Consider the following 13,330-nt stretch of genomic DNA (forward strand, 5'->3'; position numbering starts at 1 on the left):
GCTGCACACGGGGGAAGTCCCGACTCCGGGACGGTTCGGTTCCGATCCCCCTCCATGCGTCTGATTTGTACGACGAACAGCCCTCACCTGTGGACAACTTTCGGCACATGATGTCGGGCTCCGGGCATGCTGGCACCGCCGCCGGAACCGCGACCCGACCGTCGCCGGGTTCCGATGGCGGACGGGGACGTTCTACGAGGGCTACGGGGGCCTGTCATGGAAGCAGTGGTTCCGCCGGCACACACCATGGTTCCGCGGATGAAGCCCGCGCTGCGGCGCGGCTGGCGCGATCTGAACACCGTGCAGTTCGGGATGACCCCGGCGCATGCGATGACGCTGGGCCCGATGGACCCGGCGACGGGCAACTTCCTGGATCTCCTCAACGGCACGCGCGGCCTAGCGCTGCTGCGGGAGGAGGGAAGCAGGATGGATCTTCCCGAGGGTCATGTCGACGCGCTTGTGGACCGGCTCGCCCGGGCCGGACTCGTCGAGGACGCGAAGGGCGGCGGACCGGCCGCGGACGCGCTGCGCGGGAGGAAGGAGGTCATGGACCGGCTGGCGCCCGACCTGGCGTCCCTCTCCCTGACCACGTCCGGACCGGATGACGCGATCGGACTCCTGGCCGCCCGCCGCTCGCTGCGCGTGCAGGTCAGAGGTGCCGGCCGGGTGGGCGCGGTGCTGGCCGCACTGCTCTCGGGCGCCGGGGTGGGAGAGGTGGACGTGCGGGACTGGGGCCGGGTCGAGCCGGGGGACGTGGCCCCGGGCGGACTGCCCGCCGGCTCCGTCGGCGAGCGCAGGGACACGACCGCACGCCGCGCGGTGTCCGCGGCGGCTCCCGGCCGCCCGCCGCGCCGCGCCTCCCGGACGGCGACAGGAGGGGACGACCCCGGTTTCGCCCTGGTGATCCTCGCCCCGCGCGACGACGTCGACGTGCACGCTCCCGCCATGGCGGCGGCCGAACCCCTGGTGCGGTCCGGGACGCCTCATCTGTACGCGGGCGTGGTCGAGGCGACCGGGGTGGTCGGCCCCTTCGTCCTTCCGGGCGAGACGGGCTGCGCGGGCTGTCTGCACGAGACGCGGACCGATCGGGACGAGGCCTGGCCCCGGCTGGTCGCCCAGTGGCGCTCGGGCAGCGGGCCCCGGCCGGCCCGCCCCTGCGACCTGGCGCTGGCCACGACCGTCGCGGGGCTGGCGGCCGCGCACGCCCTCGCCTTCCTGGACGGCCGGGTCCCGTCGAGCGCCGGTGCCCGCTGGGAGGTCTCGCTGCCCGGCCTGAACTGGCACGCCCGGCCGGTGTGGCCGCATGCGGCATGCCCGTGCGGGGCCGCGGAGAAAGGTAAGGGAGAACACACCTCCAAGGAGGAGGCTGCGCACGAGACAATGGCAGTGCAAGGGTCGTCGGAGGAGTCGTGCCGCAAGGCAACCGCACCACGGCCTGCTGGGACCTGGAGGGCGCATGTCTGATCTTCCCCGGAAGGCGGTCACCCGGACCGCCAAACTCGCCGCGCTCCCGCTCGGCTTCGCCGGGCGGGCCACCTGGGGACTCGGCAAGCGGATCGTGGGCGAGTCCGCGGAGATCGTCGGCCGCGAGCTGCAACAGCGCACCGCCGATCAGCTCTTCAAGGTGCTCGGGGAGCTCAAGGGCGGCGCCATGAAGTTCGGCCAGGCCCTGTCCGTCTTCGAGTCGGCGCTGCCCGAGGAGGTCGCGGGACCCTACCGGGCGGCCCTGACGAAGCTCCAGGAAGCGGCGCCCCCGATGCCCACCCGCACTGTGCACACGGTGCTTGAGGAGCGGCTGGGCGCGGACTGGCGGACGCTGTTCGCCGAGTTCGACGACAAGCCTTCCGCGGCGGCCTCCATCGGCCAGGTGCACCGGGCCGTGTGGCATGACGGACGCGAGGTCGCGGTCAAGGTCCAGTACCCGGGGGCCGGTGAGGCCCTGCTGTCCGACCTGAACCAACTGGGGCGCTTCGCCCGCCTGTTGGGGCCCCTGGTGCCCGGTATCGACATCAAGCCGCTCATCAACGAGCTGCGCGACCGGGTCTCGGAGGAACTCGACTACGGTCTGGAGGCCCAGGCCCAGCAGGCCCACGCCGAGGAGTTCGCGGACGACCCGGACGTCGTGGTGCCGGCGGTGGTCCACCAGGGCGAACAGGTCCTGATCACGGAGTGGATCGACGGCGTCCCGCTGTCCGAAGTGATCGCCGACGGCACCCAGGAGCAGCGCGACCGCGCCGGCCAGTTGCTGGCCCGTTTCCTCTTCTCCGGCCCCGCCCGCACCGGCCTGCTGCACGCGGACCCGCACCCCGGCAACTTCCGTCTCCTGCCCGGCGGACCGGAGGGCGAGGAGGACTGGCGCCTGGGCGTCCTGGACTTCGGCACCGTCGACCGGCTCCCCGGCGGGCTGCCGGACACCATCGGCGCGTCCCTGCGCATGACGCTGGAGGGCGACGCCGAGGCGGTCTACGAGCTGCTGCGCACCGAGGGCTTCGTCAAGGACTCGATAGAGCTGGACCCGGACGCCGTCCTCGACTACCTCCTGCCGATCATCGAACCGGCCGTGGTCGAGGAGTTCACCTTCACCCGGGGCTGGATGCGCAGCCAGGCCGCCCGGATCGCCGACCCACGCTCCCCCGCGCACCAGCTCGGCAAACAGCTCAACCTTCCGCCGGCGTACCTGCTGATCCACCGGGTGACCCTGAGCACCATCGGTGTCCTGTGCCAGCTGGGCGCCGCGGTCCGGCTGCGCGAGGAACTGGAGGAGTGGCTGCCGGGGTTCCTGCCGGAGGACGACGGCGGGGAGGACGAGTCGGCCGCGGAGGCGTGACGTGACGTGGTCTACCACCAGGCCGAGTCGAGCCGCCCCTCGATCGCCCTGAGGTGCTCCCGGGAGCAGGTGTCGCAGAAGTACTGGCGGATGCCGTTCTCCATGGAGAGAGTCCAGGTGGGCTCGGGTCCCGCGGCCCGTTTTCCGCAGCGGGCGCACACGAGAGGCCGCGTCTCCGCCTCGGCGTCCCCGTGCGGGAAGCCACCGTCGTCGCTGTCTCCGGAGGGACTCGTCACGCGCCGACGATAACGCCGGGCCAACCCGTTCGGCGCGCGGAACGCACCGCGGGAGCCGGTCCGTTCCGACGGACCGACCCCCGCGGGGAACTACCGGGTCGTGTTACTGCATGACGGCCATGGCGAGCGCGCGACGGGCGCGCAGGGAGGCGCGCTCCGCCCGGCGCTGCATCCGGCGAGCGGTCGCGAGGCGGATGGCCCTGCGTTCCTGCTCGGCCTCTTGCAGCCGGTCGTGCATATGCGCACGAGCCAGGGCTTCTGGGATGAGTTGCATCTCTCGGGTCCTGTTCTGACGCGAGTCGATCGCGCCGGTGGTGGTGAAGTCTGGGATCGCGGAGCCTGCGGGCTCGCTGGTGGACGGCTTCATCGGGGCCTGCTTCTTGGGGTCGTTCGTGAGGGGGCGGTCGATCGTTCCTGCGATGGTGTTCATGCCGTGACCGGGTTCTTGCGCGGGCGACCACGGGGCCGCTTGCGGGCTACGACGACACCCTGGACGAACAGCTCGCCACCCCAGACGCCCCAGGGCTCACGCCGCTCCTTGGCGCCGGCGAGGCAGGCCTCCATCAGCGGGCAGGTACGGCAGAGGGACTTGGCGTACTCGACGTCGGCCGGCGACTCGGCGAAGAAGACCTCCGGGTCGTAGGAACGGCAGGGGACGGGTACGCCGAGGTTCTCGATGGCGTCGTCGAGCGCGGTGAGCGCAGTGAGGGGGATCAAGGTGGAGTCCTCCGTGGAACCGGGCGGGGGGAGCGTTGCGGAAGGCGGTACGGACGGGGCGTGCGCTTCGAGTTGCACGGTTCGTCTTCCTCGTCTGGTCGGTCCGGCCCTGTGGGACCGGTTGTCGGCTTGGTACCGGGTTCTTTTCTTGTCCCGAGGCCCCTTCGCTCCGCCGTCCCCGTTCGGGGAAAACAGAAGGGCCGCGGATCCCGGATGGGGTTCCGCGGCCCTGAAGGCGCCGGCCTGAGTCGATCAGGCTGGATCACTCCAGGGTTCTGGCCCACGGAAGGCCCACATCTGGTGGTGCTGCGTCGTCAGCTTCCGGAATCCGGCACCGGTAGCCGCAAAGGCATAGGCCTGCGCCTGTGCCGCTACTGCTTCCAGTGCCTTGGTCGGTCGCTCATTGCGCTCACGGACGGGAAGGACCGCGAGAGACAGGGAGGACGCCGGACGCACGGCAGAGATGCCGGACAGACCAGTGCCCAGGTTCGAAACGCCGAGCATGCACGCGGAGACGACCGAGCGATCGGTCATTTTGGCGGTGCTGATGGCCTTGGTGCTGTTGATGCTGATCACTTCAATCGCCTCCTCTCGGCGTCTAGGGGGACCGCGGCGCGAGCCGCTGTCCGACGGATATGCAAGTAGAGCACGGAATCGGGGCCTCCGAGAAGGCCTCCGTCCCCGTGGCTAAGAACCTATGGGGATTCCCGGGGCATGCGCAAACTATTTTTTCGACGAGTTGGGATCAGTCCTCGTCTTCTTCCTGCGCGACCTCCTGGCCTGCGCAGATGGCCAGGACATCGGCTCCGTAACGGTTGAGCTTGCGCATCCCGACGCCCGGGATCCGGGTCAGTTCGTGCTCGTCGTCGGGGACGGCCTCGGCGATCGCCATCAGGGTCTTGTCGGTGAAGACGCAGAACGCGGGCTGTCCGCTGCGCTCCGCCTGCACGGCCCGCCACTCGCGCAGCCGCTCGTAGAGCCCCTCGTCCATGTCGGAGGGACAGTCCTCGCAACGCATCAGCTTCATCTCGCCCGCGTCGGTGAGCGTGCGCCCGCAGACCCGGCAGCGCGCCGGGGTGCGCCGGGTGCGTCTCGGGACCTCGCCGGCGGGGCTCGTGAAGCCGCGCTCCACTCCGCCGGGACCGCCCGCGGCCGCCCGCCCCGCGGTGGCGGTGGAGCCGGGGCGCAGTCCGTCGAGGAAGCGGCTGGGGCGGCGGTTGGGGCGGCCGCCGGGCGAGCGGGAGAGCGACCAGGAGACATGGAGGCGCTCACGGGCGCGGGTGACGCCGACATAGAGGAGCCGGCGCTCCTCCTCGATCTGCTCGTCGGTCTTGGCGTAGGTGATCGGCATCATGCCCTCGGCGACCCCGACCAGGAAGACGGCGTCCCACTCCAGGCCCTTCGCGGAGTGCAGGGAGGCCAGGGTGACGCCCTCGACGGTCGGGGCGTGCTGGGCGCCGGCCCGCTCGTCGAGTTCGGCCACGAGGTCGTTCAGCGTGGCCCCGGGGCGGGCGGCCGCGAAGTCCTGCGCGAGGTTCACCAGGGCGGCCAGCGACTCCCAGCGCTCTCTGACGGCGCCGGACCCGGCCGGCGGTTCGCTGGTCCAGCCTTCGCCCGACAGCACGGCGCGGACCTGGGAGGGCAGGTCGACGGCGTCGTCCAGCCGGGCGTCGTTGCCGCCGAAGCGGGCCGCGCCGCGGAGGTTGACGATGGCCCTGCGGACCTCGGGCCGGTCGAAGAACCGCTCGGCGCCACGCAGCTGGTAGGGCACTCCGGCGTCGGCGAGGGCCTGCTCATAGGTCTCGGACTGGGAGTTGGTGCGGAACAGGATGGCGATCTCGCTCGCCCGCACGCCCGCGTCCATGAGATCCCGGATGCGCCGGGCGGCGCCCTCGGCCTCGGCGGGCTCGTCGGTGTACTCGGTGTAGACGGGCTCGGGGCCGGGGCGGCGCTGGGAGATCAGTTCCAGCCGGTGGTCGGCGGCGCGGCCGTGGGCCTGGGCGAGCAGGCCGTTGGCGAGATGGACGACCTGGGGGGTGGAGCGGTAGTCGCGGACCAGCTTGACGACGGTGGCCCCGGGGTGGCGGGTGCGGAAGTCGAGCAGATGGTCGGGAGTTGCTCCTGTGAAGGAGTAGATCGTCTGACTGGCGTCGCCGACCACGCACAGGCTGTCCCGCTGCCCGAGCCACAGCTCCAGCAGGCGCTGCTGGAGGGGGCTGACGTCCTGGTACTCGTCGACGACGAAGTGCTGGTACTGCGAACGAACCTGGTCGGCGATGTCGTGCCGGTCCTGGAGGATGGCGACGGTCAGCAGCAGCACGTCCTCGAAGTCGATGACGGACCGCTCGCGCTTGACGTCCTCGTAGGCGGCGTACAGCTGGGCGATCTCCGCCGCGGCGCGGGGTGTCTCACGTCCGGCCTTCGCGGCTGCGAGCGCGTAGTCGGAGGGCACGGTCTGGGTGACCTTGGACCACTCGATCTCGCCCGTGACGTCCCGCAGCTCGCCCCGGTCGAGGCGGATGCGGCACGCGGCGGCCGCGTCGGCGACGAGCTGGATCTTGCGGTCGACGAGCCGGGGCATGGACCCGCCGACGGCTTTCGGCCAGAAGTACTGGAGCTGGCGCAGGGCGGCCGAGTGGAACGTACGCGCCTGGACGCCCGCCGCTCCGAGCTGACGCAGTCGCCCGCGCATCTCCCCGGCGGCGCGGTTGGTGAAGGTGACGGCGAGCACGCTGGAGGGCTGGAGGATCCCGGCCCGCACTCCGTAGGCGATGCGGTGGGTGATGGCCCGGGTCTTGCCGGTACCGGCACCCGCCAGCACGCACACCGGCCCGTGCAGGGAGGTGGCGACCTCGCGCTGCTCCGGGTCGAGCCCTTCGAGCACGGCGTCGGCCGAGTCCGGTGTGCGCGGGAAGAGCGTGGAATGCGTTGCTGCTGTCACACCGCCATGCTGCCAGGTCGGCGGAGACGGATGAGCCGGTTGTCCACAGGCAGGTAGTCGCGGTCGTACTAATGCGGCAGGTGTCACCGGGCCGGGAACCCCGCATCGGGAATGGCGCCCCGCTCGCGTACGTTCCCTCTTCGGACGGCCTCATCCCCGAGCCCCCGAAGGAGCGCGCGAGACATGCAGGGCACTGTGACGATGTACAGCACCACCTGGTGCGGTTACTGCCAGCGGCTGAAGAAGCAGATGGACCGCGAGGGCATCGCGTACACCGAGATCAACATCGAGCAGGACCCGGCGTCCGCGGCGTTCGTGGAGAAGGCGAACGGCGGGAACCAGACGGTTCCGACGGTGCTGTTCGGAGACGGTTCGACGCTGACGAACCCGTCGCTGGCGCAGGTCAAGCAGAAGATCGGCGCGTAAGGCTCCGCAGGGTACGGGCGGTTCCTGAGACGACTCAGGAACCGCCTTTTTGTGTCTGGGCCGGACAGCCGGGCAGGCCGTGGGCCACCTCTCAGACGAAGCTCCTCGTAGGAAGCGGCTTGCCGTACCAGAGTTCGATCAGGCGGGCCGCGATCGAGATGCCGTACGGCGGGAGGACCTCGCCCGCCTCGAAGGCGGCCTGGAGTTCGTCGCGGGAGAACCAGCGGGCCTCGTGGATCTCGTCTCCGTCGACATTGATGTCGGTGGAGGTGGCGCGGGCCATGAAGCCGAGCATGAGGCTGGACGGGAACGGCCAGGGCTGGCTGGCCACGTACTCGACCGGGCCGACGGTGATGCCGGCCTCCTCGAAGACCTCGCGGCGCACCGACTGCTCGATGGACTCGCCCGGTTCGACGAACCCGGCCAGCGTCGAGAAGCGGCCCTCCGGCCAGTGCACCTGGCGGCCGAGCAGGATGCGGTCCTGGTCGTCGGTGACGGCCATGATCACGGCCGGGTCGGTGCGCGGGTAGTGCTCGGCACCGCAGGCGGGGCAGCGGCGGATGTGGCCGGCCGCGGCGATGACGGTGCGCTCGCCGCAGCGGGAGCAGAAGCGGTGGGTGCGCTGCCAGTTCTCCAGCCCGACCGCGTGCACCATGAGGCCCGCCTCGCGCGCGGACAGCAGCAGACCGGCCTCCCGCAGCCCCGCGGGGCGCGCGGACTGGTCGATCCGCCCGGGCAGGGCGTCCTTCTGGAGGGCGAAGTAGCGGACACCCTCGTCGTCGATGCCGAGGAAGTAGCGGTGCGCCTCGGTGAGCGGGGCCTCGAAGGCCGGGGTCATGACGAGTTCGGTACGGCCGTCCGGCGTCTCGTCTATGAGGACCTGGCCGCCGGAGACCACGAAGCAGCGGGTGGTGGGGTGGCTCCACGCCGCCGCGAGCCAGGCCTCGTCGAGCCGGTGGTGCGCGGCGCGGTCGATGCCGCTGGGGGCGGTGAGTGAGACGGGACGGTCGGCGGTGTGGTCGGTCCAGGTGGTCACGGGTGCTTCCAACTCCCCCGGTGCAGCGGATTGTTTCGGCGGACGGTTCGGCGGACGTACGACGCGGGACTCTCAGGGCGCATGGCTGAAGTGCTCGCCGAGATCACCCCACAGGTACGCGGAGGTCTCGACGCCCTTGAGGAGCAGGTCGAGTTCGACCTTCTCGTTCGGCGCGTGCCAGCCGTCGGAGGGGACGGAGATGCCGAGGAACAGCACGGGTGCGCCGAGGACTTCCTGGAGGTCGGCGGCGGGGCCGGAGCCGCCCTCGCGGGTGAAGCGGATCGGTTGGCCGAAGGCGCGGCCCATGGCCCGGACGACGGACTGGAGGGCCGGGTGGTCGAGCGGGGTGAGGCACGGGCGCGTGGCGGCGCCGAAGGTGATCTCCTGGCGGATTCCGTCGGGCACCTGCCCGGCGGCCCAGTCGCGGACGGCCTTCTCGATGTGGTCGGGGTCCTGTCCTGCGACCAGCCGGAAGGAGAGCTTGACCATGGCGGAGGACGGGACGACCGTCTTGCTGCCGGGGCCCTGGTAGCCGCCGCCGATGCCGTTGACCTCGGCGGTGGGGCGGGCCCAGACGCGCTCCAGGGTGGTGTGTCCGGCCTCGCCCAGGGTGGCGTTCGACTTTGCGGTGCGCAGCCACCGCTCCTCGTCGAAGGGCAGCTCGGCGAAGAGCTCCCGCTCGCGGTCGGTGAGTTCGACGACGCCGTCGTAGAAGCCGGGGATCGCCACCCGCGCGTGTTCGTCGTGCAGGGCCGCGACGAGGCGGGCGACGGCGGTGGCCGGGTTGGGGACGGCACCGCCGAAGGAGCCGGAGTGGATGTCCTGGTCGGGGCCGTGCAGGACGATCTCGCACTCGGCGAGGCCGCGCATGCCCGTGCAGACCGTCGGGGTGTGCTCGTCCCACATACCGGTGTCGGAGACGATCACGGCGTCGGCGGCGAGCCGCTGCTCGTGCTCCTCGACGAGGGCGCGGAAGTGCGGGGATCCGGACTCCTCCTCGCCCTCGATCAGCAACTTGAGGTGCACCGCCGGGGCGGTGCGGCCGGTGGCCGCGAGATGGGCGCGGACGCCGAGCGTGTGGAAGAAGACCTGGCCCTTGTCGTCGGCGGCCCCGCGCGCGTAGAGGCGGTCGTCCCAGACGACCGGCTCGAAGGGGTCGCTGTCCCAGCCGTCCTCGCGGGCGGCGGGCTGTACGTCGTGGTGGCCGTAGACCAGGACCGTGGGCGCCCCGGGGTCCTCCGCGGGCCACTCGGCGAAGACGGCGGGTGCGCCGGGCGTCTCCCACACCTCGGCCGTGGGGAATCCGGTCTCCCTGAGCTTGGCGGCGAGCCAGTCGGCGCTGCGGCGTACATCGGGTCCGTGGTCGGGCTGGGCCGAGACGGACGGGATGCGCAGCCATTCGGCGAGGTCGTCGAGGAAGGCGGCGCGGTGCTGCTGGATGTACGAACGGACGGCGCTGTCCGGGGTCGGGCTCATGGTCATGAGCCTATCGGCCCGCACCGACATCCTCGTTGGGCGGTTCCTCACAGTTTGCTTGCGCGGAACCGTCCGGTTCCTGGGTCAGGAGCCGTTCCAGGGCGGCCCGGCCCGGCAGGTTCCCGGGGCGTACGACCTCTCCGGTGCGGACGTACAGGAAGGCCGCCGTGACCGATTCCACAGGCACTCCCTGCCGCTCGGCCCAGGCGAGCCGGTACACGGCGAGCTGGAGCGGGTCGGCGGTGCGGGTGCGGCTGGTCTTCCAGTCGACGATCTCGTACGTCGTCGTCTCCCCGTCGGTCTGCCGGTAGACGGCGTCGATACGGCCCCGGACCACCCGTCCGGCGATGGCGAGCTGGAAGGGCGTCTCGACGCGGTAGGGGGTGCGGTGGGCGTACGCGCTGCGCTCGAAGGCGTCCTTGAGGGTTTCCAGGTCGCGCTCGTCGGCGATCTCGGCGTCGCCGCCGGGGAGGTCGTCCGGTTCCAGCATGGGCAGGGTGAGCGCTTCGAAGCGGGCCTCCACCCAGGCGTGGAAGCGGGTGCCCTGACGTGCGGCGGGTTGCGGCGGGCGCGGCATGGGGCGCGCGAGTTCCTGCGCGAGCCCGTCCGGGTCGGCGGCCAGGCGCAGCACCTGGGACGCGGTGAGCGACGCGGGCAGGGGTACGTCGGTCACGGCGGCCCGCGCGCGCAGGAGCTCGCCGGTGAGGGCGTCGAGGTCGCGGTCCCAGGAGGCGATGGTGCGGGCTTCCTCGGGGGTGAGGCCTTCGGGCTCCGCGGGGTGCGGCCGGGCCGGCACGGGGGTTTCCGGTGGCGCGGGACGGTGTCGGGCCGGCGCGTCGGTGGTGTCCGGTGCCGTGGCCTGGTGCGGGACGGACGGGCGCTCTGTCGTCCAGGTGTCCCAGTTCCCGTCGGGGTCCTCGCCGACGGGCTCGTCCTCGAAGGGGGGTTCCTCGGCGTAGGGCGCCTCGTCGTCGTCCGGCGGCGGGGGCCAGTCCGGGTCGTCGTAGGTGTCCGGGTCGTGTACGGCCGCGGGGTGCGGGTCGGTGTGGTCGACGGGCCCGGCGAGGTCCTCCAGGTGGTCCAGGACCGTCTGCGCGGCCGCCCGGCGGCGGGCCAGGGCGTTGTCGTCCAGGGGCAGGGGCCAGACCTGGTCCTCGGTCCGGCTGTGCAGCGCCGGGTTCTCCTCGTCCTCGGCCGGCTCGTCGGCCCATGCCTCGATCTCGCCGTGGCCGGCCGCGCAGTGGTCGTAAAGCTCCTGGAGAAAGTCCGACGGTCCCCTCGGCTTCTTCTGCGTCGGGCCCCACCAGTGGCCGGAGCCTAGGAGCAGGGAGCGGGGACGGGTGAAGGTGACGTAGCCGAGGCGGAGTTCCTCGGTGTGCTGGTGGTCCTTCATGGCCTCGTGGAAGGCCTTCATGCCGCGGGAGTCCCAGGAGGGGATGTCGGGCAGGGTCTCGGCGTCGCCGCGCAGGGCGTGCGGCAGCACCTTGCTCTGCGCGGTCCACTTCTCGCGGCCCTTGGCGCTCGGGAAGGTGTCGGTGACCAGGCCGGGGACGGCGACGACGTCCCACTCCAGGCCCTTGGACTTGTGCGCGGTGAGCACCTTGACGGTGTTCTCGCCGCCCGGGAGGGCGTTGTCGAGGCCCTTCTCGTACTGGGCGGCGGTGCGCAGGAAGCCGAGGAAGGCGAGCAGGGTCGCCTCCTGGTCACCGGCCGCGAAGGAGGCGGCGACGTCGAGGAAGTTGGACAGGGTCTCGCGACGGCGGGCGGCCAGCGCGTGCGGGGACGCCGACAGTTCGACCTCCAGGCCGGTGACGGCGAGGACGCGGTGCAGGACGTCCATGAGGGGGTCGGCCAGCGCGCGGCGCAGGTCGCGCAGTTCGGCGGCGAGGCGGGCGAACCGCACGCGCGCGTCCGGCGAGAAGGGCAGCCCGTCGTCGTCCTCGTCGCTGTGGAGGGGTGTCTCCAGGAAGGTCTCCAGGGCGTCGGCGAGCGATATCACCTCGGCCGGGTCGACCCCCTCGACGGCCTCGGCGAGCCGGCGGTCGGGATCGTCGTCGGCGTCCACGCGCGCGTAGGACACCAGCCGACGGGCCCGCCGCCCGAGGAGTGCGAGGTCGCGCGGGCCGATGCGCCAGCGCGGGCCGGTCAGCAGCCGGACCAGGGCGGCGTTGGCGCCGGGGTCCTGGAGGACCTCGCAGACGGCGACCAGGTCGGCGACCTCGGGCAGGTGCAGCAGGCCCGAGAGGCCCACCACCTCCACCGGCACGTCCCGTTCGACCAGGGCGCCCTGGATCTCGGCGAAGTCGGTCGCGGTGCGGCACAGGACGGCGATCTCGCCGGGCTCCTTGCCGGTCCGTACGAGATGGGCGATCGAGTCGGCGAGCCAGTCGATCTCCTCCGCGTGGGTGGGCAGGAGAGCGCAGTGCACCACGCCGTCGCGTTCGGCGCCGGGGGCCGGGCGGAGGGCCTCCACGCCCGCGTGCATGGCGCGCAGGGGCTCGGCGAGGCCGTTGGCCAGGTCGAGGAGACGGCCGCCGCTGCGGCGGTTCTCGCTGAGCGCCTGACGGGTGGCGGGCCGGCCGTCGGGGTGGGCGAAGTGCTCGGGGAAGTCGTCGAGGTTGGCGACGGAGGCGCCGCGCCAGCCGTAGATGGCCTGGCAGGGATCGCCGACGGCGGTGACCGGGTGCCCGGTGCCGCCGCCGAACAGGCCCGCCAGCAGGACGCGTTGGGCGACCGAGGTGTCCTGGTACTCGTCGAGGAGCACCACCTTGAACTCCTCGCGCAAGGTGTGGCCCACCTCCGGGATTCCCGCGAGACGTGCGGACAGGGCAATCTGGTCGCCGAAGTCCAGCAGGTCGCGTTCGCGTTTGGCGGCGCGGTAACGGACGACCAGGTCGGCGAGTTCGCGGCGGGCGGCGGCCGCCTCGGGAACCTTGCGCAGGGTGTCGTTGGTGAGCTTGGCGCCCTGAAGGGTCAGCAGCAGCTCGGCGTCGTACGCCCGCAGCCGCTCGGGGCGGACGAGGTGCTCGGAGAGTTCGGCGTCGAGGGTGAGGAGGTCGCTGACCAGGTCGGCGAAGGAGCGGGTCAGGGCCGGGTAGGGGCCGGGGGCTTCGCGCAGCACCCGCGCGGCCAGCTGGTAGCGGGTGGCGTCGGCGAGCAGCCGGGAGGTCGGCTCCAGGCCGATCCGCAGGCCGTGGTCGGTCAGCAGGCGGCCCGCGAAGGCGTGGTAGGTGGAGATCACGGGCTCGCCGGGCGGGTTGTCCGGGTCGATGACGTCGGGGTCGGTGACGCCCGCCCTGACGAGCGCCTTGCGGACGCGCTCGGCGAGTTCTCCGGCGGCCTTGTTGGTGAAGGTGAGGCCGAGGACCTGTTCGGGGGCGACCTGGCCGGTGCCGACCAGCCAGACCACGCGGGCCGCCATCACCGTCGTCTTGCCGGAGCCGGCACCGGCCACGATCACCTGGGGGGCGGGGGGCGCGGTGATGCAGGCCGTCTGCTCCGGGGTGAACGGGATGCCGAGGAGCTCCTTGAGCTGATCGGGATCGGTGATACGGGCGGCCATGTCGGAGAGGCTAGCGGCGCGCACTGACAACGGAGGACGAATCACCCCCGGGGTCAGGACGAAACGCAGGTCAGCACGTGGGGTGCGACTGATCACACCGGCCGCGCCG

At 72.0% G+C, this 13,330-nt stretch carries 11 protein-coding genes; 3 read left to right on the forward strand and 8 right to left on the reverse strand.

Annotated elements, in window-relative coordinates; all coding sequences use genetic code 11:
• The first annotated feature begins 246 nt into the window (after positions 1–246).
• Both H295_RS0117945 and H295_RS0117950 read left to right on the forward strand, forming a co-directional pair.
• On the forward strand, positions 247–1,464 hold the full coding sequence (locus H295_RS0117945) for a TOMM precursor leader peptide-binding protein (RefSeq protein WP_020136714.1): 1,218 nt from the start codon (positions 247–249) through the stop codon (positions 1,462–1,464).
• Complete coding sequence (locus tag H295_RS0117950; protein ID WP_020136715.1) at positions 1,457–2,827, forward strand: ABC1 kinase family protein; 1,371 nt, start codon at positions 1,457–1,459, stop codon at positions 2,825–2,827. Before H295_RS0117945 ends, H295_RS0117950 begins: the two co-directional genes overlap by 8 nt.
• 11 nt (positions 2,828–2,838) lie before the next feature.
• On the opposite strand, the gene H295_RS43325 is transcribed toward H295_RS0117950, so the two are convergent.
• The 5 genes from H295_RS43325 to H295_RS0117970 all read right to left on the reverse strand — a co-directional run bounded on the left by H295_RS43325 (position 2,839) and on the right by H295_RS0117970 (position 6,721).
• Positions 2,839–3,063 carry a hypothetical protein gene (locus tag H295_RS43325; RefSeq protein WP_043217595.1) on the reverse strand — a complete coding sequence of 75 codons (225 nt, stop codon included), beginning with the start codon at positions 3,061–3,063 and terminating at the stop codon, positions 2,839–2,841.
• A gap of 103 nt (positions 3,064–3,166) precedes the next feature.
• Positions 3,167–3,493, reverse strand: a complete 327-nt coding sequence (locus tag H295_RS0117960) for a hypothetical protein (protein ID WP_020136717.1) — start codon at positions 3,491–3,493, stop codon at positions 3,167–3,169.
• Positions 3,490–3,858 (reverse strand): WhiB family transcriptional regulator, encoded by a 369-nt coding sequence (locus H295_RS0117965; RefSeq protein WP_028809468.1) that lies wholly within the window; start codon positions 3,856–3,858, stop codon positions 3,490–3,492. The genes H295_RS0117960 and H295_RS0117965 overlap by 4 nt, the downstream gene beginning before the upstream one ends.
• Positions 3,859–4,032: 174 nt before the next feature.
• Positions 4,033–4,356, reverse strand: coding sequence for a hypothetical protein (locus tag H295_RS45525; protein WP_078616677.1), 324 nt, complete (start codon positions 4,354–4,356; stop codon positions 4,033–4,035).
• Between the two features lie 169 nt (positions 4,357–4,525).
• Positions 4,526–6,721 (reverse strand): ATP-dependent DNA helicase UvrD2, encoded by a 2,196-nt coding sequence (locus H295_RS0117970; RefSeq protein ID WP_199788595.1) that lies wholly within the window; start codon positions 6,719–6,721, stop codon positions 4,526–4,528.
• Between the two features lie 183 nt (positions 6,722–6,904).
• Between H295_RS0117970 and H295_RS0117975 the strand changes: the two genes are divergently transcribed.
• On the forward strand, positions 6,905–7,147 hold the full coding sequence (locus H295_RS0117975; RefSeq protein ID WP_020136719.1) for a mycoredoxin: 243 nt from the start codon (positions 6,905–6,907) through the stop codon (positions 7,145–7,147).
• Between the two features lie 91 nt (positions 7,148–7,238).
• Here H295_RS0117975 and nudC read toward each other — a convergent pair whose 3' ends face one another.
• The 3 genes from nudC to H295_RS0117990 all read right to left on the reverse strand — a co-directional run bounded on the left by nudC (position 7,239) and on the right by H295_RS0117990 (position 13,221).
• On the reverse strand, positions 7,239–8,183 hold the full coding sequence (gene nudC, locus H295_RS0117980) for an NAD(+) diphosphatase (protein ID WP_020136720.1): 945 nt from the start codon (positions 8,181–8,183) through the stop codon (positions 7,239–7,241).
• 72 nt (positions 8,184–8,255) lie between these two features.
• The gene (locus H295_RS0117985; RefSeq protein WP_020136721.1) at positions 8,256–9,665 is read right to left on the reverse strand and encodes a dipeptidase; all 1,410 of its coding nucleotides are present in this window, start codon (positions 9,663–9,665) and stop codon (positions 8,256–8,258) included.
• A 4-nt stretch (positions 9,666–9,669) separates the two neighbouring features.
• Positions 9,670–13,221 carry an ATP-dependent DNA helicase gene (locus H295_RS0117990; protein ID WP_020136722.1) on the reverse strand — a complete coding sequence of 1,184 codons (3,552 nt, stop codon included), beginning with the start codon at positions 13,219–13,221 and terminating at the stop codon, positions 9,670–9,672.
• Positions 13,222–13,330: the final 109 nt, after the last annotated feature.

It is taken from the genome of Streptomyces sp. 351MFTsu5.1 (genome assembly GCF_000383655.1).
Taxonomy (GTDB): domain Bacteria; phylum Actinomycetota; class Actinomycetes; order Streptomycetales; family Streptomycetaceae; genus Streptomyces; species Streptomyces griseorubiginosus.

Excerpts from the sequence above, each read along its gene's own strand:
- H295_RS0117945 (WP_020136714.1), top strand. The coding sequence starts at position 247 with ATGGTTCCGCGGATGAAGCCCGCGCTGCGGCGCGGCTGGCGCGATCTG.
- H295_RS0117950 (WP_020136715.1), top strand. The coding sequence starts at position 1,457 with ATGTCTGATCTTCCCCGGAAGGCGGTCACCCGGACCGCCAAACTCGCC.
- H295_RS0117960 (WP_020136717.1), bottom strand. The coding sequence starts at position 3,493 with ATGAACACCATCGCAGGAACGATCGACCGCCCCCTCACGAACGACCCC.
- H295_RS0117975 (WP_020136719.1), top strand. The coding sequence starts at position 6,905 with ATGCAGGGCACTGTGACGATGTACAGCACCACCTGGTGCGGTTACTGC.
- H295_RS0117985 (WP_020136721.1), bottom strand. The coding sequence starts at position 9,665 with ATGACCATGAGCCCGACCCCGGACAGCGCCGTCCGTTCGTACATCCAG.
- H295_RS0117990 (WP_020136722.1), bottom strand. The coding sequence starts at position 13,221 with ATGGCCGCCCGTATCACCGATCCCGATCAGCTCAAGGAGCTCCTCGGC.